The sequence below is a fragment of the Enterobacter sp. UPMP2060 genome (assembly GCF_053709655.1).
The window spans coordinates 444,062-463,431 of the sequence record NZ_JBSKJQ010000001.1; the positions used below are offsets into that span (position 1 = coordinate 444,062).

The following is a 19,370-nucleotide window of genomic DNA, read 5'->3' on the forward strand; positions in this document are numbered from 1 at the left end:
TCAGGCATATGAAAAAAAAAGTTCCGTATACCGATTATTTAACATTTTTCGAACGAATTTTGTGCAATAAAATTAAGGAGAACCGCACCAGACAAGCCTTGCCGCAATTTTCAGGCCGGGAACTTTAATGCCATCTTGTGGTCAAAAAAAATTCCAGGAAAAATCTTAATTTCACTCAATGATACAAATTTGAGTGAATTTTTAGCCCAGAAAGTTGTCCTCTGCGGTAAGAATCCGATCGAACCGGACGCATAATGAACCCGATCGCATTCCCTTCTTCGGCTGCTTCAGTCAGACGGAAATGTTCCTCTTCCGTCAATTCTTCCGGTAACCATCCAATCACCACGCTGTAATTTCCGGTGCGTAACGCGCGGATCATCGACTCAACGGTATCGCACGGCGGGAGCTGATTAATTTGCATGACCTTAGTAAGCGGAAGGCCTGCGGACTGAACCCACTCACGGCTCAGTTTTTGCTGAGGCGTGAGCCAAAGCTGCCAGCGCGATTGCTGACCAAGCTGTTGTAATAACGGCAACAAAAGAAGTTGCGTCAACAGGGGCTGGTCTTCACGATAAACCACTTCACTGATAAGCCCCGTGGAAACACGCTCGACGGAATTCTGCGCGACATTGCCTGCGGTAGAAGAGAGAGAGGTTGAGCGATTTGCATAGCCTGAAGTGTGCATATTCATTCCAGCCCTGTAGTTACTGTATGGATATACAGTAACCCCTGTATGCATAAAGATCAACCTCATTTTCGGAAAGCGACTCGCAAAATTCATTCAATGTTGATGTCCCTCGAAAAATCATCTTGCTCATCGGCAATAAGTTGCCTATTTTCCTGCTAACGGATCCGCTAGTAAGAAATTTCGTTGTTACTTTATGATTTTGAAGGGAAATATCATGAAAAAGATATCTTATGAACGGATTTATAAATCCCAGGAATACCTCTCCCCGTTGGGCGAGATTCATCATCGCGCGCTGTTTGGAGGCTATACCCTGGCGGTGGATGATGCGGTTTTTGCCATGGTGTCAGACGGTGAGCTTTATCTTCGCGCCTGTGAGGAGAGTGCGAAATACTGTGTAAAAAATGCCTCCTCTTTTTTGACGTTGATGAAGCGAGGCCGCCCGGTGCTGCTCAACTATTATCGTGTGGATGACGGATTATGGCAGGACAGAGAGCGCCTGCTTCAGCTCTCCTCGTTTGCGCTCAGTGCGGCAAGAAAAGAGCGCTATCAGCGCCATCAACGAAACCGACTCAAGGATCTGCCAAACCTGACCTTTCAGCTTGAAGTCTTGCTCTTTGAAGCGGGCATTACCAATGAGGAAACGCTGCGGGCGCTGGGTGCCAGAGCGAGCTGGCTGAAGATGCGGGCAAAAAACAAAGCGCTCGGTATTAAGGTTCTCTTCGCACTGGAAGGGGCTATCGAGGGGCTGCATGAGGCGGCACTCCCGGCAGGCATTCGCCGGGAGCTGACGGAGTGGTTTAATGCGCTGCCTGAGCCACAGGAGAATCACTTCTCCAGGTAGCGATTTGCTGTTGCAGCCGGCAAATTTCAGGCAGCAGAGCGATAAGCAGGCCTATTTGCTGAAGAACCAGCGGCGCTTTGCTGTCGTTTCCTGGGTCAAGATGCGCAATGCGTTGAGCCAGTTCATCCAGGGCCTGTTGAACGCGCGGCTCATCGGCCGGTCGGTGATGAAGTGCGTCATCAACGTAGCAGACGGCGTCATCGAGCAGGTTGAGAATGCCCGGGTTGGTGAGTTTCTCACGGTGGGCACCCAGCGTCGAAATATAGCTGGTGAACGTATGGTTCAGACAGAGCAGGCGGAACGCAGTCTCACGAATCTCCACCGTGGCGCGAGGCTCCGTTGACATATTAGAGACAACGGAGGCCAGTTCTGCATCACTGTTGTGCGCGTCGCGACGGGCTATCCGGTAAGCCAGGCGGTTATCGCGCCCCTGGTGGTACTGCTCCAGGATTGCGTCAAGGTATCGACAGTTGGCGTTCATTGCTCTGTCTACCACGCGCGGCAAATTGCGGAAACGCCAGTCCGGCCAGATAAAGCTGACCGCAGCCCAGGCAATCGCACAGCCAATCAGGGTATCGATCACGCGGGGCAGGGCAATTTCAAACCCTTCACCCAGCAGGTTAAAGCAGAGCAGCACCAGCAGCGTGATGAACATGGTGGCATGGGCGTACTGCACGTTGCGAAACGCGAAGAACAGCACGCCGGTGATCACAATCAGAATCAGTTGACCTTCAACGGAGGGCACGAAATAGAGCACCGGAAGGCCGATCGCGACGCCGACCAGCGTGCCGATAATACGCAGCGCAAGACGGTGTCGGGTGGCGTTATAGTTTGGCTGGCAGACGAACAGGCTGGTCAGCAGGATCCAGTAGCCGTGGTGCAGCCCGGTTATCTGGATAAAGGCATACCCCACGCACAGCACCAGCGACATTCTTACCGCGTGGCGAAAGAGTGCCGACTCCGGCGTAAAGTTACGGCTCAGACGCAGCCACATATCGCTAACGCTGTGCACGCTGTCATCAGCAAGCTGATTTTCCACCTCACTGCCCGGCAGCGCCATCGCCTGTTCGGACTCAATGGTCGCCAGCTGAGCATCAATCGCCCGCAGGTTGTTCAGCAGAAAGCCCAGCGCTTTGATGTGCTCCGGTGACGTTCCGCTGGCCTGAACGCGGTCGAGCGCCGCATCAAGATGGCTGAATACGCGTTCAAAGCGGGGGTCATGCTGATAGGGCGTACGCAGCAGAATGGAGCGCGAGAGCTGCTGGCACGCCTGGGACTGCATGGACAACAGGCGCTGGAAGCGGAACATCACGTCGCTGTAGCGGAACTTCTCGCGCAGGGCCGCGTATTGAACGTGCGAGGAGCTGGCACGTTCGTGAATGTCCTGGGCGGCAAAATAGTAGTGTAAGGTCCTTCGCGTTCCGCGCTGACCGCGATCGCCGCGCAGACGGGTAAGCAGAGAGGCTTTTGTCTGGTTAAGGGTGGCGACCAGCTGGCCATTTGCCAGCGCCAGATCGTAGAGCGGAGCCTGGCTTTCTTCCTCGATATCCGGATCGAACAGCCGGGATTTCAGTTCCAGATAGTGGGCTAACTGCTCAAAGCTACGGGCAAGGTTATCCTGCAGCGGGCGAACCGGGAAGATCAGATGACCGGTTAGCGTCAGCAGGTTATACCAGATGGCGCCCAGCAGCAGGAGAACCGGCTGCTGGTACCACTGGTCGTACAGGGAAACGCCCAGCATGGTGTAGATGGCGATCAGCAATGCACCAAACGCGATGGTGGCATAGCGCTGCCCGAGGCCGCCCAGCAAAATAAACCCGCTGGTTGAGAGCGTAAGGCCCAGGGCAAACAGCCAGGGCCACGGGAAAAGCAGCTCAACGGACGCTGACGCAATGAAAAAGCAGACGAGCGTAATGACCAGGTTACGTAAACGTCCGGCCAGACGATCGTCCAGGTCCGCCAGCGCCCCGGCCACCACTCCCAGCGTAAGCGGAATGGTGAGCTTGACATCATTCAGCCACCAGGGCAGGGCAACCGTGCCGCAAAGCGCGATAAATATCCTGACGTTGTATAGCCAGGTGCTGTTCCAGGTATAACGGCGAAGCAATGGGCTTAGCATAAACGCGGCCGGTCCTTATTTACTGAAAACGACGACGCGCGTTTGCTTCACGCGCCGCCTGGGCCACTTCTACCGGAACAACCCTGCGACCGACGGGCCAAAGGGCGATAGCGGCGATCTTAAAGTTTGCGATCCCCACAGGAATACCAATAATCGTGATGCACTGTGCAATACCGGCAAAAATATGCATGATGCACAGCCACCAGCCGAAGAAAATCAGCCACAGTATGTTCAGCAGGGTTCCGCCCGTATTCATCAGGGCGTTTTTGCTCTCCGGATTGAGTTCGTCAACGTGGATAGCTTCATTCCCGTAGGGGATTAAGGAGAGTTTTGTGATCTCCCAGCAGGAACGAGTCAGGGGAAGCGTGAAAATCAGGACGATGCTCACCAGCGTGGCAAAAAGCCAGGAAAGGGTGGTGGCAAAACCGCCCAGCACAAAATTCAACACATTCAGAACGGTACGCATAAACCCTCACTTCCTTTCGATAAAATTAACGCCCAATGATTGTAACGTTTTTTTAGGCTGGAGCACCTTAAAACTGGCAGTTAAACTGTCAGGTAAATTATCTCTTCGTGGATTTGGCGGAACATGGAACTGAAAGCAACGTCGTTAGGCAAACGCCTGGCGCAACACCCTTACGACAGGGTGGTTCTCCTTAATGCCGGGGTGAAAGTCTCCGGGGAACGCCACGAATACCTTATTCCGTTTAATCAGCTTCTGGCTATCCACTGTAAACGCGGGCTGGTGTGGGGCGAGCTGGAGTTCGTTCTGCCTGACGATAAAGTCGTGCGTCTTCACGGCACCGAGTGGGCGGAAACCCAGCGTTTCCATCATCACCTGAACGCACTGTGGCAGCAGTGGAGCCAGGATATGAGCGTGATTGCCGCCCGGGTGCTGCAGCAGGTGCTGGACGATATCGCGCAGAGCAACGCACAGCACGCGTGGCTGACCCGTCAGCAGACCGCCGGGCTGCAGCAAAAGATCCGACAGGCACTCTCGGCGCTGCCGCTCTCCGTGACGCGTCTCGACGAGTTTGACAACTGTCGCGACGCCTGGCGCCAGTGTCAGGCGTGGCTGAATGATAAGGATAAAAGCCGTCTCGCCCATAACCAGGCCTGGACGGACGCCATGCTTTCTCAATACGCCGACTTTTTCAGTACGGTGGAATCTTCACCGCTCAATCCGGCCCAGGCGCGCGCGGTGGTCAACGGCGAGCAGTCGCTGCTGGTGCTGGCGGGGGCCGGTAGCGGTAAAACGTCGGTACTGGTGGCGCGTGCCGGCTGGCTGCTGACGACCGGAGAAGCGGTAGCCGATCAAATACTACTTCTGGCCTTTGGCCGCAAGGCTGCTCAGGAGATGGACGAACGTATCCAGGAACGTCTGCACACGCGGGATATCACGGCCAGAACCTTCCATGCCCTTGCGCTGCATATTATTCAGCAGGGCAGTAAAAAAGAGCCTTCCATCAGTAAGCTGGAAAACGACGCGCAGGCGCGTCAGGCGCTGTTCATCAAAACGTGGCGCCAGCAGTGCAGTGAGAAAAAGGCGCAGGCGAAAGGGTGGCGTCAGTGGCTGGAGGAGGAGCTCGGCTGGGAGGTGCCAGAGGGCAGCTTCTGGCAGGATGACAAACTGGCGCGTCGGCTGGGTTCGCGACTTGACCGCTGGGTCAGCCTGATGCGAATGCACGGTGGAACGCAGGCAGAGATGATTGAAAGCGCGCCGGAGGCGATCCGCGATCTGTTTTCGAAGCGGGTCAAGCTGATGGCTCCGCTGCTGAAAGCCTGGAAAACCGCGCTGAAAGAGGAAAATGCCGTCGATTTCTCCGGTTTGATCCATCAGGCCATCATCATTCTTGAAAAGGGACGTTTTGTCAGCCCGTGGAAACACATTCTGGTGGATGAGTTCCAGGATATCTCTCCGCAGCGTGCTGCACTGCTCTCGGCGCTACGGGCGCAAAATAAACATACGTCGCTGTTTGCGGTGGGCGACGACTGGCAGGCCATCTATCGCTTCAGCGGGGCGCAGCTCTCCCTGACAACCGCGTTCCACCACTATTTTGGCGAAGGGGATCGCAGCGATCTGGACACCACCTACCGCTTCAATTCACGCATTGGTGAGATCGCCAACCGCTTTATCCAGCAAAACCCGCATCAGCTGGCCAAGCCGCTCAATAGCCTGCGCCCAGGGGATAAAAAAGCGGTCACCCTGCTGGCAGATGACCAGCTGGAGCCGCTGCTGGACAAACTCAGCGGCTACGCGAAGCCCGATGAACGTATTCTGGTGCTGGCGCGCTACCATCACCTTAAGCCCGCAGCGCTGGAAAAAGCCGCCACCCGCTGGCCGAAACTGCAGCTTGAATTTATGACAATTCACGCCAGCAAAGGGCAGCAGGCTGACTATGTGATTGTGCTGGGGCTGAAAGAGGGCAGCGACGGTTTCCCGGCCCCGGCCCGCGAGTCGGTGATGGAAGAGGCCCTGCTGCCGGTGCCGGAAGATTTCCCGGATGCCGAAGAGCGGCGTTTGCTGTATGTGGCCATCACCCGCGCGCGGCATCGCGTGTGGCTGCTGTTCAATAAAGAGGAGCCATCCGTGTTTGTCGATATCCTGAAGAGTATTGATTTGCCGGTGGCGCGTAAGCCATAACGATGTCAGGAAAGATTTTCCAGGCCGGGTAAGGCGTAGCCGCCACCCGGCAAAAAAGCTACTTCAGTCTGTCGGAAAGATAACGCTGATAGTCCGGAATAAGGATATCAACCGGCGAGTTAAACTGCGGCGATTCGATGATGAAATCCGCCGTCGACAGGTTTGTCGCCACCGGAATATTCCACACCGTCGCCAGGCGCAGCAGCGCTTTAACATCCGGATCGTGCGGAACCGCGTTCAGCGGGTCCCAGAAGAAGATCAGCACATCAATTTTCCCTTCGGAAATCTGCGCGCCGACCTGCTGATCGCCGCCCATCGGGCCGCTAAGCATGGCATTCACCTGCAGACCCGTTTCGCGCTGGATCAGGTTACCGGTTGTGCCGGTCGCCGACAGGGCGTGCTTTTCCAGCGAAGGCTGATGGCGGCGAACCCAGTTAAGCAGCATTTGTTTACAGTGATCGTGCGCCACAAGAGCAATGTGTTTGCGCTCAGGCAGCGTGCGTGTTGTCAGTTCCATAATCATATCCATCAGGTTAACTGACTACACGATGACGGGAACCGTCTGACGCTGCAAGAGAAAGGCGTAAAAAATGTGGCTTATGATGAAGGTTGTTGTTTTGCCCACTGTAAAAAACGGGCCCGCGTGTCGGGATCGGCCTGCTGGAACCAGAATTTAAGGCGCTGTTCCGTCAGGGTCTGGGACTGGGGAGGAATAACGTCCAGTTCAGAGACGCCGGATAAAAGCGTACTGTCATCCGCCATCATGGTGGCAAACTGCGGAAGCGATGCGCGTTTTCCCGCTTTGTTATAGGTCTGGGTCGCGGCCTCGTAATCCGGGCCTTTCGGCGAGGTCGTTAACGCCAGAATATCCAGCTTCACCGGAATCGGCATCGCATTCCCGTCCAGCAGTTCAACGCGGGGTGAAGCGTCGAAGGCCGCAGATTCCTTCTCCGTTTCAAGGCGAGGCAGGGTGATGTTCACCTGACTGATTTGCCGGGTATTAAAGCTGACGATCAGCGGCGGGGAGATGTACATCCGTTGCTCGTGATTAGCCAGACCGATCGACTTTTCTACCCGAAAGACCAGCTGATGCGGCCCGTTATCTAACTCGATGCTGTCTGCACCGCGCAATAACGAGCTGGAGACCTTTTTTCCGTCCAGTACAAGAAGATCAATGTCGGTAGAGAGCCGGAGCGTGGTAGCAAAAACGCAGACCGGCATCACTAACGCAATCAGGGCAGTGGCAATACCGGTTTTCATAGAAGGCTCCCGTCAGAAATCCTGTCGCCGCATTAATGTATCTAAATTTTTCGATAATCACGTTTACTAACATATAGACATATTTCGCCGTTTTGCCCTCATGCATCTGTATGGGATGGATGGTTGAGATGTGCGGTTTGGCGTACACTTTTAAAAAAGCCAGGAGAAAAACCATGAAAGAGAACGATATTGCCGAGATTCTGACATCCACGCGTACCATTGCGCTGGTGGGCGCGAGCGATAAACCCGATCGTCCCAGCTATCGGGTGATGAAATACCTTCTCGATCAGGGCTATCACGTTATCCCGGTCTCACCAAAAGTGGCGGGGAAAACATTGCTGGGTCAGCAGGGTTACGCCACGCTCGCGGACGTGCCGGAAAAAATCGATATGGTCGATGTCTTCCGTAATTCCGAGGCAGCGTGGGAAGTGGCGCAGGACGCTATCGCCGTAGGGGCGAAAACGCTGTGGATGCAGCTGGGCGTGATTAACGAGCAGGCCGCCGTGCTGGCGCGGGATGCGGGGTTGAAGGTCGTCATGGATCGCTGTCCGGCGATCGACATCCCCCGTCTGGGGCTGGCGAAGTAATAAAAAAAAGCCCGTTTATCGGGCTTTTTTTACACGCTTAGTTCCGCAGGCGCGGAGCCTGTAACTGTTTGCGGATAGTCTGAGCAAGTTCATCCATTGTGGGTTGCTCCGGATGCTCTTCCTGCAGCTCGCTACTCAGCTGCGCTTCGGCCAGATAGGTGTGAACGGGTTGTCCATCATCACCTTCCATTACCACATGGTACCAGGGCGCGGCGCGAAGCTCTGCGTTCACCGCCAGCTCGTCTGCTGACGGTTCATCAAGGGAATACTCCGGGTCGATATCCACGACCACACCCAAATACCCTAGCAAAGTGTGGCGGACCTGCTGGCCGATACCGAATTTGCTGGCAATCATAGTCACCTCCCGGGAAATACGACTTACACGTTATGTGCGGGCAATATTTCTCTTTTCAAGTTACATGACGCGACAGGCAAACCCTTTCAGATACAGTCCTTCCGGGTAGGTAGCAATCACGGGGTGATCGGCTGCCTGACGGAACTGCTCTATAAATTGTACATCACGACCAGCATCTATTGCGGCATCGGCGATGATTTTCTGAAATAAATCTGTGGTCATCAGGCCGGAGCAGGAGAAGGTGAGCAGAACCCCGCCCGGGTTCAGCAGCTGGATAGCCAGCATGTTGATATCTTTATACCCGCGGCACGCGCCCATCAGCTGGCTTTTGTTTTCCACAAACTTCGGCGGATCCATCACGATGACGTCGAACTTCTCGCCCTGATCGCGATATTTACGCAGCAGCTTGAACACGTCATCGCGGACAAACTCCGCTTTGCTCAAGTCCAGCTTGTTGAGCTCGACGTTCTGTTTTGCCACGTCCAGCGCTTCCTGCGAGGTGTCCACGCTCACCACCTGAGCACAGCCGCCCATCAGCGCCGAAACGGCAAAACCGCCGGTATAGGAGAAGCAGTTCAGCACGCGTTTGTCGGCAACGTACTGACGCGTAGCCAGACGGCTGTCGCGCTGGTCGAGGTAGTAACCCGTTTTGTGCCCGCCCTGAATATCCACCAGCAGCTTCATGCCGTGCTCTTCAATCGGCAGCAGGGCCGGTGGCAGTTCGCCCGTTACGGGCCCCTGAGTCAGCTCCATGCCTTCTTTTTTGCGCACCGCCACATCGCTGCGGTCGTAAATGGCGCATTCCGGGAACAGCATTTGCAGCGCGCTGATCAGCGCGGCACGCTGGTATTCCGCTCCGGCGCTCAGGAGTTGCAGCACCAGGAAGTTACCGAAGCGATCGATGGTCACGCCCGGCAGGCCGTCGGACTCACCGGCAATCAGGCGGTAGCTGTCCAGCCCGTCGCGTTTTGCCAGCCAGTCGCGCCACTGCTGCGCCTGCTGCAGACGGCGAACGAAGAAGTCGATGTCGATGGTTTCATCTTTATCAAACGTCCAGACGCGAGCGCGGATCTGGGACGCTGGCGAGTAGGCGCCTCGCGCTAACCATTTCCCCTGATGGTCAACGATATCAATGGTTTCACCGAGGCTGGCTTTGCCTTCCATACGGGCAACCGCGCCGGAAAAGACCCAGGGATGACGGCGCAGTAATGATTTCTCGCGCCCTTTGGCTAACACTAAACGTACACTCATAATTTGCTGTTCTGTCGATTTCAGGAAATGGCGCGTAGATTACCACATTCAGCAAGGCGCAATCATCTGCGGATACCGTTGAGCGTTTCGGCACAAAATCAAATCGCTTAGGCACATTCCGGCATTGCAGCAGGCTTTACAGTAGGGCTTCCGGTACAGCAGAGGGAGCACCCATGAAAAAGCGCAGTGTGATAGCCATAGCCGCTCTGGCGGCGATGAGTTTTCAGGTTTTAGCAACAACGCCTTTCGACGTCACCAGCCGGGATATTTCCGGCGAAAGGCAGCTGGCGCAACAGCAGGTATTTGAGGGATTTGGCTGCCACGGTGGGAATATCTCACCGCAGCTGGCATGGAAAAATCCGCCCGCCGGTACGAAAAGTTTTGCCGTCACGGTATATGACCCGGATGCGCCTACCGGCAGCGGCTGGTGGCACTGGACCGTAGCCAATATTCCGGCGAAGACAATGACGCTGCCCGCTGATGCCGGTAACCCGAACGGCGAAAAATTACCTGCCGGCGTTGTGCAGGGGCGTAATGATTTCGGCTATTCTGGATTCGGCGGCGCATGTCCACCCGAAGGGGACAAGCCTCACCGCTATCAGATTACCGTCTGGGCCCTGGACGTGGATAAACTGCCCGTCGACAACAATGCCAGCGGCGCGCTGGTCGGTTTTATGCTCAATAGTCACGTTCTGGCAAAGGCTCAGTTAACAGCAACCTACAGCAGATAAGGATGGCAGGGTGCAGGAGTTTCATTTTCGACATAACCATCTTACCGCGGGTGAAGTGACTGCCAGCAAAATGCATCGCCTGCACCAGGTTAAGCTCTTTTTTCCGGCTATTTGTCATATCACTCACGGCACTAAGGTGATAGTTCAGGATGATAACCGCCTGGAGGCGACACGGGATGAGCTCATTATTATCCCGGCCAATACGGCGATGGAGATTATCAATCAGCCTGTAAACGGTCTGTTTCACTCGGATTTGCTGATGTTATCCCCGGAGATCGTCGCCGAGTTTAAGGCGCAGTACCTGAAATCCTGGCCGCGCACGACGCTGCATTCGCTCTGCGCCCCGCTGAGCGAGGGGTTGGCGTTTATGTGGGACAATCTGCTGCACGCCGTGCGTCAGGATTTACCGGAGGCGCTACAAAAGCATCAGGCTTTCGGCCTTTTGCTGGCCCTGCTGCAAGATGGCGTGGCGGGTCCGCTGCTTGTTGAGCGCAACAGTAACCTGACCGAGCAGGTGCGGCAATTCATTATGCTATCGCCCGCCAGAGACTGGACCGCGCAGGACGTTGCCAGCCGTCTGGCCTTAAGCGTGCCGACGCTGCGCAGACGCTTACGTGAAGAGTCGCAGAGTTTTCGCCAGATCGTGGAGGAGGTGAGGATGGCCGTTGCTTTGTCACAGCTCCAGTCAACCCGATTACCAATTGGCGAAATCGCATTACAATGTGGGTATCTTTCCAGCTCTCGTTTCACCGCCCGTTTCCGGCAGCACTATGGCTGTTTGCCGAAAACGCTACGTTAAGGAGAAGAAAAATGTCAAAAGTCTGCACCATTGCCTGGGTTCACGGCGTTGTTCAGGGCGTGGGGTTCCGCTACAGCACCCAGCGCGAAGCGGTTGAGCTTGGGCTCACGGGATACGCGCGAAATAGGGACGACGGCAGCGTTGAGGTGGTCGCCTGCGGCGAAGCGGAGCAGGTCGACAAGCTGGTGGCGTGGCTGAAAGCGGGCGGGCCGCGCAGCGCACGGGTTGATAAGGTGTTAACGGAACCGCATCAACCCGGGCGGGAATACGTAAACTTCGGGATTCGGTATTAAATACACTTCACCGGCTTAGGCAGGCCGGCAATTTTGGTGGCCTGTTTTGCCGGGCCTTTCGGGAACAGACGATACAGATAGCGGCTGTTGCCTTTCTCTTCGCCGAACTTATTGGCCATGGCTTTAACCAGCATGCGGATCGCCGGAGAGGTGTTGAATTCAAGATAGAACTCGCGAACAAAACGCACCACTTCCCAGTGTTCGGGGGAGAGGGTAATCCCTTCGTTTTCCGCAATTTTCTCCGCCAGCGGCTCGCTCCAGAGCGTCGTATCTTTCAGATAGCCTTCGCTATCGGTCTCAATTTCCTGGCCTGCAAAAATGAACATAATCTTCTGTCGTCTGTGAAAAAAACGGCGACAGTGTAGCAAAAAAGCCGCCGAAGGATAAGCCGTGCCCTACAGGAGCAGTTGCAGCAGATTGTTGGCATTAAGCTTTTTCAGCGCGTTGCATTTATGGGTCGAAACCTGCTTCTCAGACATACGCGTCACGATGGCAATGTGGCGTACCGGCAAGCCGGTAAGCATCAGATCGAGCACGTTGAATTCAAGGCCGGTAAGACAGCAGTCAAGACTTCGGACGCGGCGAGGCTCTTTTGCCAGCAAATATGCCGCATCAGCGACGGCGATCCGGTCATCGATGATATAAAGGGTCAACGTACTGAAACGCTTGCGTAAATGCGTCGCCAGCGCCCACCCCTTTTCATTGCAGACCAGATACAGGCTGCCTTGCCAGCGGGCGGCTTCCAGTCTGAGCAAAATGTTAATCAGTGCCTGATGCGTACCCGCCACGGAAAAACGACAGCGTACGACAACCACGCGGCGGGTAAGCAGCGCTGGCTGCCATTGCACGGTGTCGCTTTGGACCTCTGGCTGAACGCCCCGACGCAGCAGCGCGTAGCGCAACCCTTCGGCGTAAAATCGATTATTGTCGAGAATAGCGTAACTCACGGTGACCTCGTTATAACGTGCTGGGCGTATAGATAACGCGCAGCGTGCCGGTATAGTCGCCCGCGTTTTTGCTGCTGGCGGCAAACGCTGGGGTTTTCAGGATAATAGGGGCAGGGATGCACAATACGCTCTCGCGTCCGCCGGGCAGCACGACCTGACGCAGATGCTGCGGATCGTTCGTGCCTTGCCAGACCAGGGTTTTACCGTTCGCGACGGCTTCGGTTGCGCCTGTGATTGGGTTGGTGACGGAGACCCGATAATCGAGACGATCCCGCGCATCGGTCTGGCTACCGCCGCGTCGCCTGATTGAAAACGCGCCTTCGGCACGATCCGCTGAGGGGAGTCCGTCATCCTCAAAGCGAAGATAGGCGCGGGTGCTGGTACTGTTTTTGCCGTCGTAAAGGCACATATCCAGCGAGTTTTCACCCTGGATCTCACTACCTCCCGGCCGCCCCGGGAAGTTGGTCAGGTTGAGGTTAACGATGGGCGTTGAGTGCGGAAATGCCGGCAGATAAATCTGCTGATTACCCGGATCGACCACCTCAATGCGAATGTTTGCCTGCCACCTGGCGATGGTGAGGTAGCCAGGGCATCCGACGTTTACGTCATTGAAGTTCCCGCCACAGTCGGCGCTCCCCCATTGACGAAGGTTCTGCTTCAGCGTTGCGGTCCAGATCCCCGGCAGGGCGAGCTTATCCAGTTCGCTTTTCACAATATAGAAATCGAAATAGGGCTCTCTGTTCCAGGCGCTGAGATCGCCCGTTCCCCCCGTGACAAAGCTGGCGAAGGTAAAGACTTTATTGTTGATAAACATGTAGTGATCGCCATATACCTTGATATCCACCGTCTTGCTGGTGAGGGCATGCGTGAAACGTAAATTGATGGCATAGGGCGCGGCCGGGTTAGCTGAGAACCAGACCGGTGAGTTCATGCAGGCCCCGTTCGTGGTATCAGTTCGGGACTCACAGGTCAGGGTATTACGTCCCCACTTTTGCGGGTCGGCGAGGTCATAGCCGCCCGATTCATGAAACCAGATATCGAAACGCGCAGGCGGTGCCGTACGATCGAAGCTGATCCCAACGCTGGTGTTTCGTCCCGCAGGGGCGCCCGCCAGCGCCTGGCCTGTCCACAGGCTTAAGAACAGTAAAATAAAGAAGCACTTAATCACATCATTTCCCTTTAGTGAGGTTGTCGGCGTTCATGGCAGTTGGACCGGCAGGTACCGATCGTCCGGCGAGCATCAGCTGCGCCTGCTGCTGGACGGCATCCGGCAGGGCGGAGAAGGTTAACTCCCGGCAAGGAATTGAGCCGACATAGCGCACCACGTCGCGCATACTTTTCACGTTGAGTTCGCACTGATAAAACTGCTGCTGGCGCACCAGGTAGAGGTTATGCAGCAGGGCATCGCTCTGGGCGCTGAATCCGCCGTTGCCGAGATCGCTCCAGCCGTTAACGTTCAGCGGCACGCCACCGATAAACGGCGAATGACGCTCGTCGATTAACTGGCCGAGCCAGGTGTAGCTTGCGGTGGTTTGCACATCCCGACGCAGCAGTTTGCCAGGCACCATAAACAGCGTTCTGCTGCCTGAACCTTGCGTGATCTCACTGCTGGCCCCCCGGGATACGTCCAGCGATTCGTTAATCGTCAATGTTGTCTGCTGGTAGCCCGGCACAGCGAAGAGGGCGCGGCTATTGCCCGGAATGTCTGCGCTCCCGCTGTTATCCAGCGACACGGCAACGCTCGGAGTCTGGGTATCTTCCGGTGTGGCAACGTTAACCGCGACGGCGGAAGCAGGACGACCGTCGCTCCAGCGGCCGAGCCACAGGCCAGAACGCGACAGCGCAAGGGTCGAGCTGTAGTTGCCGCTGCTGCTCAGCGTATGGCGCCTGTCCTGACGATCCCAGGCGTCGCTGACGGTCAGGCTGCCGTTGCCGTATCGCCCGCCCTGGCGCGTATAGGCTGAAGTATTGAGCGAGTCGCTGTTAATGCCCGACGCGCTCAGACCGTACTCGTTTTCACCGCGTGCATCGGCGTACCAGTTATGCGCCACGTTGTAGCTCAGCTGATTTTTTTCACGCTGCTGGTGCTGCCAGGTCGCGCCCAGAGAGGTATAGCTCGACGCATCACCCTGACGGTTATGCGCCATGGACAGGCTCACGCTCAGGTAGCCGCCTTTGTCCCTGCCGTCGCGGGCGTCATCGTGACGCATGAACAGGTTAATGCTGCTGTTAATGTTGAGGCCTCGGGTGCTAAAGGCATTGCTCAGCCCTCCCTGCCAGGCGCGCGAGCGCGAGCGGGTCATATAGACCGATTCCCACGGCAAACCCGCATCGTGGCGATCGTCGCTGTCCGGGAGCTCCCGACGTGAAACGTACCGTCCTTCGTTGCGGTTATCCGAATATCCGAGGCTCGCATACCAGGCGCCGACAGGGACGGAAAACATCACCGAGAGGGTTCTATAGCAGCCGTTCACGGCGTCAAACCCCGCGCTTCGGGTGTTGCAGTTTTCCGCTGATAGCGCGTTGCGATAGAGGCTCAGCGAAAAACCGTCGTTGTAGCTGATTTGCTGAATATTGCCGCGCTGGCCTTCGCTGCCGTAAAGGTAGCTAAACCGGGTACTCAGCACGCCGTCGATCGGGCCCGCGTTGAAGCCCCGGCTCCAGTCGAGCGCATTTTCCAGGAAACGCTGGTTTTTCTTTATCGTTGCTCCGCTGGTCAGCGCCAGGGTCGGGGTGACGGGCAGGCGCACACCCGCCTGCGCAACCGCGCTGCGTTCTTCGTTCCGATCGCTATTGTCGGTTTCACCCGCCTGCAGGAACCACTCGACGCGGTCGAATGGCGTAATGCCGGTTCGGGTAAACGGCACCTGCTCGGTACGCGTCAGCCGGTTATTTTCATAGACCGACAGCGTGACGGTGTAGCTCCCGTCCGGAAACGATCGCGTGTCGAGGGTTTGCGCCCCGGCATTCAGGTAAAAGCTGGCCAGCAGCTGATTGCCACGGCGGGCGTCGATACGCGCGTCATGGGAAAGCAGTACGGTGACAGGAGTTCCCTTTGACTGCTGAACCGGATTAATCCACGCCCGTGTTGAACCCGTGCGCAGACCGCGAATTTTGCCCAGCGGCAGCTGGCTGAGGTTGATATTCCCGCCGGCATTACTGAACAGATCGCGGGTATCCATCTCGCCCAGCTGGACATAGTACTGACGCAGGATATCCTGGCGGAACCAGGCGTTGTTGACGGTGATTTCCTGCTGCTGCTGACGCCGTGAACGCTGTCCCAGCCAGGTCCAGTCGAGATTAACATAGCCGTCCTGCGTGAGCGCCAGCGCGCCGTTGCCCTGCACGGTAGCCGACTGATAATCCCTGTCGGCAACGAAGTTAATATTCTGCTGATGGATCAGCGCATTTTCGGTGTCCTGCGTGGGCTGATACCACTGATTTTCCGCGGTGGCTTTAGGCAGAAATTTCTTGTCCAAAAACAGGCTAATACGGGCGTTATTCTCATCATAGATAATGGCCGCGCGGTCGGTATCAATGTAATCGCAGCCCGCTGCGGAGCCGTTGCTGCTGCAGGCCAGGTTGCCGTTACGGGCAAGCGGAACGGCCAGCGCGGCAGACACGGTGCCAACGAGAGCAGGGTCGTCGTTAAACCGTCGTTTGATGGCCGCAACCACGGTTTCAGGTGCGACAAAACTGACCGTTTCAAGCGTGATATCCGTTTCAAAAAGTCCAAGCGACTCGCCGTAGAGGTTGACCTCTGTCCACAGGCGCTGCGTTTTAGCCAGATCTTCAAAACCTGCCGGGACGGCCATCCCGGCGCAGGCGAGTTGGATGGATGCGGGTAACAAAGCAACAAAGAGGAGAGTATTTCTGTGAAACGCCATGAACGAGCCTCGACATCATCCTGACGTCAGAGGGTGGGCACCCTCTGACGTTATTCCTTAGGTGCTGTGGTGTTACGCACCGCCTTCCGTGGTAGTCGCCTGCGTCAGCATCAGGCTGACAACGCCGCTGTACTGACCGGTTTTCAGAATGCCTTTGGTGGTCTGAGAAATGGTCAGCGGCAGTACCGCTGAACCGTTTTCAATGCTTCCCGGGAACAGTTCGGTACCGGTATATTCCACATCGGCGGTAGAGAGGGTTTTGTCGCCCAGCTTCACCGTCATTGGGATGGTCTCAGCACCGTCGGCATTTGCCAGCTTCGCGGCGCTTACCAGACGGACTTTCACGTTGCTGGTGGCGGAGTTAGACCACACCTTGGTATTCAGGCGATAGCTTTCCAGACCGCGGCCAGGCAGATACTGCATATCGATGCTTGCCGGCAGCGGCGTGTTATCGGCCTGGGTCATGTCCAGCTGTGAATCAACGCTGGCGTTGACGGTAATATCTTTTTGGATCGCCAGCGCGCTAACGGACGTGGTCATCGCGGCAACAATCATCAGAGGTTTAAAGTACTTACGCATTGATATCTCCATATTTACAAATGAGCACCCTGGCTCTTTAAACAAACCCTTTGGGGTCTTTACGGTAACGTCGTGTTATTGCACGACGGGTAAATCAGCTTCTTCAGCGGTTTTATTCACCCAGTTGAAGTAGCGGAATTTATATTTCTGGCCTTGTGTATTTGTGAGCGTTTTTAATTTCCGTTCGGTATCCGGATAAATCGTCACGTCTTCTTTAACCCATTTACACGACGAATCTGCGTCACAAATACCGATCTCTCTCAGCGGCACGCGCAGCGTACCGTTGTTTTTTAACGTGCCCCTGCTAGGGTCTATCGAGAGTGAAACCACACTTTTTTCCGGGGCGAGGTGGATCAGGGCGCCCCAGATCACATTGACGCCCAATGTCGCCGTCGCAGCCGGGCTTTCTGCCTTGCCGGGAATAATGCTGTCAGGCTGCTTTACCCCTTCAAAATAGACGCGCCAGGTGGTCTCTTTTTCCGGTGGCGTAAGCGATACCAGACGAACGACGCGCATGGCGCCTGCCGCGAGGGCAAATTTTTCGGGCGTGACAACAACGCCGCCTTCTTTCCACGAGGCCACATCAATCTCTTTTTCCTGGGCCGTGCCGGGATTAAGAATTTTCTTTTGCCTCACCCGAATGAACTGAATATCATCCGTTTTCGACGCTACCTTAATTTGCGCCGCACCGGACCTGTCCACATTCAGTTCCATGGGGTACACGCTCATATTGGCCATTGCCATTTCTGAGAAAAATGGCAATGACAGCGCGGCGACATAAAAGGCGGTTGTCATGTTCACTCTATTTTTCTGTTTCACATTCAGTCTGCCTGCTCTGAGTTCATCGGCGGCGCGTTAACACCAGGACACCGTCTGCTTTCGTATTGCTTCAGGGCAGGGAAACTTTAACCAGAACAGCGGTTTGTGAAAATTTGTATTAATTAACTCGTTAAATACAGGTTTTTATCCTGCTTTTCTGTCTTTAAGGTTGTATAGTTAAGCGAAAATACCGCGGCCAGGGATAGGAAGAAAATTCCTTCTGATGAAAAAATAAGCAGGTCAGGAGGCGGTTTTCATGTCGATGTACCAGGGATTAAAAAAGCATGCGGTAACAGCCGAGAATAAAAGATGTTTATTATATGCAATAATTCGTTGTTATTCGATCCTGAAGCACATGCAATAAGTCTTGTTGGACAACCAGAATCTGTATTAACGCTTTCGGCGCCAGCCGTGCGGCTTTTGCAGGAATTTATAAAACACAAAGGGCACGACCTGAGTCGGGAGGAATTGATCACTCGCGTTTGGGAGGAATTTGGCTTTACGCCATCGGGAAATAATCTCAATAAAGCGGTAAGCGAATTACGTAAAAGCTTCCAGTCTCTGGGAGAGGGGCACGAATTTATTGTGACCGTACCCCGTTACGGATTTCGCTTTGATGCTGAGGTGATTTTTCAGCCGGGGGAGAATATTCCATCCGTCGATCCGCAACCCTCGGTCGCACCGCAAGAAGTAAAGCCTCAACGCGCCTCCATGAAAAAATGGGCGATTGTGGCCGTATTGATCGTCGCTGCGCTGGGGACGAGCCTCTACTTCAGCCGACAGCAGGGGATTTTCATTCCGGCGAAACTCAAGCCGGTTAAGGAAAAAATCGCGCGTTGCAGCATCTGGATTATCAACGATCACGGACGACCGCTGGTGCTATCGAAATTAGCGGAGCGGCTGGAGGCTAATAACGTGGCGTGCGGACGGGAGGAGTACGACATTTATTATTTCAGCGCCCGTTTTACTATTTCCGCTGCAGATGAGGTGTTTATTGGTGCCTGTCCGGTCAGCAAAACCAGCCTGTGTAAAACCATACGTTATAAAAGCGGGGCACAAAAATGAAAATAAAACTTCTTTTTGGCGTGGGCGGTGTACTGGTTGGTTGTTCGCTGGCATTTTTTTACTATTCCGGCAGCGTGGGTAAAAAGGATGTGCTGGCCTGCAGCACTGAATTTAATTTCACGCGCAATGAGGGAAAAGCCAGTGAAGTGAAGGTCAATACCGTTGCCCAGTTCTATTTTCATCGGGACGGTACCGGGTTGACCACCTATAAAGGCGCGGCAAGGGCTGGCGGGCAATGTTTGATCGTTGACAGGGATGTGGATTTTACCTGGCAGCAGCGGGACGATGATAACGTCATCGTATTGAGCTACACCAAAACCTGGCGTCGGCACAATGACAATACGCCTGATGCTCAGTGGGGTAGCTTCGCCAATCCGACCGCACGCTACTACCTGACGATCTCTGAACTCTCGCCTTCCGTGTGGCTGATTCAGGACCGGCGCTATCCCACCTATATTTGCCGGGGTGAGTAGGGCATAAAAAAAGGAGAATGCCACAGGCATTC

21 protein-coding genes are annotated in these 19,370 nt (G+C 55.3%); 8 read left to right on the plus strand and 13 right to left on the minus strand.

The window, feature by feature from the left end; all coding sequences use genetic code 11:
* Positions 1 to 175: 175 nt before the first annotated feature.
* Positions 176 to 685: an SOS-induced cell division inhibitor SulA gene (gene sulA / locus ACWKXN_RS02090; RefSeq protein WP_033145120.1), complete on the minus strand. Its 510-nt coding sequence runs from the start codon at positions 683 to 685 to the stop codon at positions 176 to 178.
* A 217-nt stretch (positions 686 to 902) separates the two neighbouring features.
* On the opposite strand from sulA, the gene ACWKXN_RS02095 reads away from it, so the two are divergent.
* Positions 903 to 1,529 carry a TfoX/Sxy family DNA transformation protein gene (locus tag ACWKXN_RS02095; RefSeq protein ID WP_048979351.1) on the plus strand — a complete coding sequence of 209 codons (627 nt, stop codon included), beginning with the start codon at positions 903 to 905 and terminating at the stop codon, positions 1,527 to 1,529.
* Here the strand turns inward: ACWKXN_RS02095 and yccS are convergent.
* Positions 1,486 to 3,648, minus strand: a complete 2,163-nt coding sequence (gene yccS, locus ACWKXN_RS02100; RefSeq protein WP_454543253.1) for a YccS family putative transporter — start codon at positions 3,646 to 3,648, stop codon at positions 1,486 to 1,488. The genes ACWKXN_RS02095 and yccS overlap by 44 nt on opposite strands.
* Before the next feature lie 19 nt (positions 3,649 to 3,667).
* Positions 3,668 to 4,114: a YccF domain-containing protein gene (locus tag ACWKXN_RS02105; RefSeq protein ID WP_023311032.1), complete on the minus strand. Its 447-nt coding sequence runs from the start codon at positions 4,112 to 4,114 to the stop codon at positions 3,668 to 3,670.
* A gap of 123 nt (positions 4,115 to 4,237) precedes the next feature.
* On the opposite strand from ACWKXN_RS02105, the gene helD reads away from it, so the two are divergent.
* The gene (gene helD / locus ACWKXN_RS02110) at positions 4,238 to 6,292 is read left to right on the plus strand and encodes a DNA helicase IV (protein ID WP_454543254.1); all 2,055 of its coding nucleotides are present in this window, start codon (positions 4,238 to 4,240) and stop codon (positions 6,290 to 6,292) included.
* 58 nt (positions 6,293 to 6,350) lie between these two features.
* On the opposite strand, the gene mgsA is transcribed toward helD, so the two are convergent.
* Together mgsA and csgI are read right to left on the minus strand one after the other, a co-directional pair.
* Positions 6,351 to 6,809, minus strand: a complete 459-nt coding sequence (gene mgsA, locus ACWKXN_RS02115; RefSeq protein ID WP_033145124.1) for a methylglyoxal synthase — start codon at positions 6,807 to 6,809, stop codon at positions 6,351 to 6,353.
* A gap of 80 nt (positions 6,810 to 6,889) precedes the next feature.
* Positions 6,890 to 7,552, minus strand: a complete 663-nt coding sequence (gene csgI / locus ACWKXN_RS02120) for a curli synthesis inhibitor (RefSeq protein ID WP_033145125.1) — start codon at positions 7,550 to 7,552, stop codon at positions 6,890 to 6,892.
* Positions 7,553 to 7,725: 173 nt separating this feature from the next.
* Between csgI and ACWKXN_RS02125 the strand changes: the two genes are divergently transcribed.
* Positions 7,726 to 8,139: a CoA-binding protein gene (locus tag ACWKXN_RS02125; RefSeq protein WP_028012609.1), complete on the plus strand. Its 414-nt coding sequence runs from the start codon at positions 7,726 to 7,728 to the stop codon at positions 8,137 to 8,139.
* 37 nt (positions 8,140 to 8,176) lie between these two features.
* Here the strand turns inward: ACWKXN_RS02125 and hspQ are convergent, their stop codons facing one another.
* On the minus strand, positions 8,177 to 8,494 hold the full coding sequence (gene hspQ, locus ACWKXN_RS02130; protein WP_008499919.1) for a heat shock protein HspQ: 318 nt from the start codon (positions 8,492 to 8,494) through the stop codon (positions 8,177 to 8,179).
* Positions 8,495 to 8,554: 60 nt separating this feature from the next.
* Positions 8,555 to 9,745 (minus strand): 23S rRNA (cytosine(1962)-C(5))-methyltransferase RlmI, encoded by a 1,191-nt coding sequence (rlmI, locus tag ACWKXN_RS02135; protein WP_047061512.1) that lies wholly within the window; start codon positions 9,743 to 9,745, stop codon positions 8,555 to 8,557.
* Between the two features lie 173 nt (positions 9,746 to 9,918).
* On the opposite strand from rlmI, the gene ACWKXN_RS02140 reads away from it, so the two are divergent.
* The 3 genes from ACWKXN_RS02140 to yccX are packed head-to-tail and all read left to right on the plus strand — an operon-like array spanning position 9,919 to position 11,568.
* Positions 9,919 to 10,476, plus strand: coding sequence for a kinase inhibitor (locus ACWKXN_RS02140; protein WP_454543255.1), 558 nt, complete (start codon positions 9,919 to 9,921; stop codon positions 10,474 to 10,476).
* A 10-nt stretch (positions 10,477 to 10,486) separates the two neighbouring features.
* Positions 10,487 to 11,275, plus strand: a complete 789-nt coding sequence (locus ACWKXN_RS02145; RefSeq protein ID WP_454543256.1) for a helix-turn-helix transcriptional regulator — start codon at positions 10,487 to 10,489, stop codon at positions 11,273 to 11,275.
* Between the two features lie 11 nt (positions 11,276 to 11,286).
* A complete protein-coding gene (gene yccX / locus ACWKXN_RS02150; protein ID WP_033145129.1) occupies positions 11,287 to 11,568 on the plus strand; it encodes an acylphosphatase in 282 nt (93 codons plus the stop codon).
* Here the strand turns inward: yccX and tusE are convergent.
* The 6 genes from tusE to ACWKXN_RS02180 form a co-directional block, all read right to left on the minus strand.
* Positions 11,565 to 11,894 (minus strand): sulfurtransferase TusE, encoded by a 330-nt coding sequence (gene tusE / locus ACWKXN_RS02155; protein ID WP_008499913.1) that lies wholly within the window; start codon positions 11,892 to 11,894, stop codon positions 11,565 to 11,567. The genes yccX and tusE overlap by 4 nt on opposite strands.
* Positions 11,895 to 11,963: 69 nt before the next feature.
* Complete coding sequence (locus tag ACWKXN_RS02160) at positions 11,964 to 12,515, minus strand: LuxR C-terminal-related transcriptional regulator (protein WP_047061513.1); 552 nt, start codon at positions 12,513 to 12,515, stop codon at positions 11,964 to 11,966.
* Between the two features lie 10 nt (positions 12,516 to 12,525).
* On the minus strand, positions 12,526 to 13,683 hold the full coding sequence (locus ACWKXN_RS02165) for a CfaE/CblD family pilus tip adhesin (RefSeq protein ID WP_064672239.1): 1,158 nt from the start codon (positions 13,681 to 13,683) through the stop codon (positions 12,526 to 12,528).
* A 1-nt stretch (position 13,684) separates the two neighbouring features.
* Positions 13,685 to 16,402 (minus strand): TcfC E-set like domain-containing protein, encoded by a 2,718-nt coding sequence (locus ACWKXN_RS02170; protein ID WP_454543257.1) that lies wholly within the window; start codon positions 16,400 to 16,402, stop codon positions 13,685 to 13,687.
* A 72-nt stretch (positions 16,403 to 16,474) separates the two neighbouring features.
* Positions 16,475 to 16,981, minus strand: a complete 507-nt coding sequence (locus ACWKXN_RS02175) for a CS1 type fimbrial major subunit (RefSeq protein ID WP_021240847.1) — start codon at positions 16,979 to 16,981, stop codon at positions 16,475 to 16,477.
* A 75-nt stretch (positions 16,982 to 17,056) separates the two neighbouring features.
* Positions 17,057 to 17,800 carry a fimbria/pilus periplasmic chaperone gene (locus ACWKXN_RS02180; RefSeq protein WP_454543258.1) on the minus strand — a complete coding sequence of 248 codons (744 nt, stop codon included), beginning with the start codon at positions 17,798 to 17,800 and terminating at the stop codon, positions 17,057 to 17,059.
* Positions 17,801 to 18,109: 309 nt separating this feature from the next.
* Between ACWKXN_RS02180 and ACWKXN_RS02185 the strand changes: the two genes are divergently transcribed.
* Both ACWKXN_RS02185 and ACWKXN_RS02190 read left to right on the plus strand, forming a co-directional pair.
* Complete coding sequence (locus tag ACWKXN_RS02185) at positions 18,110 to 18,865, plus strand: winged helix-turn-helix domain-containing protein (protein WP_454543259.1); 756 nt, start codon at positions 18,110 to 18,112, stop codon at positions 18,863 to 18,865.
* On the plus strand, positions 18,862 to 19,338 hold the full coding sequence (locus ACWKXN_RS02190; protein WP_033145135.1) for a hypothetical protein: 477 nt from the start codon (positions 18,862 to 18,864) through the stop codon (positions 19,336 to 19,338). The genes ACWKXN_RS02185 and ACWKXN_RS02190 overlap by 4 nt, the downstream gene beginning before the upstream one ends.
* Positions 19,339 to 19,370: the final 32 nt, after the last annotated feature.

Excerpts from the sequence above, each read along its gene's own strand:
- rlmI (WP_047061512.1), bottom strand. The coding sequence starts at position 9,745 with ATGAGTGTACGTTTAGTGTTAGCCAAAGGGCGCGAGAAATCATTACTG.
- ACWKXN_RS02140 (WP_454543255.1), top strand. The coding sequence starts at position 9,919 with ATGAAAAAGCGCAGTGTGATAGCCATAGCCGCTCTGGCGGCGATGAGT.
- tusE (WP_008499913.1), bottom strand. The coding sequence starts at position 11,894 with ATGTTCATTTTTGCAGGCCAGGAAATTGAGACCGATAGCGAAGGCTAT.
- yccS (WP_454543253.1), bottom strand. The coding sequence starts at position 3,648 with ATGCTAAGCCCATTGCTTCGCCGTTATACCTGGAACAGCACCTGGCTA.
- ACWKXN_RS02125 (WP_028012609.1), top strand. The coding sequence starts at position 7,726 with ATGAAAGAGAACGATATTGCCGAGATTCTGACATCCACGCGTACCATT.
- mgsA (WP_033145124.1), bottom strand. The coding sequence starts at position 6,809 with ATGGAACTGACAACACGCACGCTGCCTGAGCGCAAACACATTGCTCTT.
- ACWKXN_RS02175 (WP_021240847.1), bottom strand. The coding sequence starts at position 16,981 with ATGCGTAAGTACTTTAAACCTCTGATGATTGTTGCCGCGATGACCACG.
- sulA (WP_033145120.1), bottom strand. The coding sequence starts at position 685 with ATGCACACTTCAGGCTATGCAAATCGCTCAACCTCTCTCTCTTCTACC.
- ACWKXN_RS02095 (WP_048979351.1), top strand. The coding sequence starts at position 903 with ATGAAAAAGATATCTTATGAACGGATTTATAAATCCCAGGAATACCTC.
- helD (WP_454543254.1), top strand. The coding sequence starts at position 4,238 with ATGGAACTGAAAGCAACGTCGTTAGGCAAACGCCTGGCGCAACACCCT.
- yccX (WP_033145129.1), top strand. The coding sequence starts at position 11,287 with ATGTCAAAAGTCTGCACCATTGCCTGGGTTCACGGCGTTGTTCAGGGC.
- hspQ (WP_008499919.1), bottom strand. The coding sequence starts at position 8,494 with ATGATTGCCAGCAAATTCGGTATCGGCCAGCAGGTCCGCCACACTTTG.
- ACWKXN_RS02190 (WP_033145135.1), top strand. The coding sequence starts at position 18,862 with ATGAAAATAAAACTTCTTTTTGGCGTGGGCGGTGTACTGGTTGGTTGT.
- csgI (WP_033145125.1), bottom strand. The coding sequence starts at position 7,552 with ATGAAAACCGGTATTGCCACTGCCCTGATTGCGTTAGTGATGCCGGTC.
- ACWKXN_RS02105 (WP_023311032.1), bottom strand. The coding sequence starts at position 4,114 with ATGCGTACCGTTCTGAATGTGTTGAATTTTGTGCTGGGCGGTTTTGCC.
- ACWKXN_RS02170 (WP_454543257.1), bottom strand. The coding sequence starts at position 16,402 with ATGGCGTTTCACAGAAATACTCTCCTCTTTGTTGCTTTGTTACCCGCA.
- ACWKXN_RS02185 (WP_454543259.1), top strand. The coding sequence starts at position 18,110 with ATGTTTATTATATGCAATAATTCGTTGTTATTCGATCCTGAAGCACAT.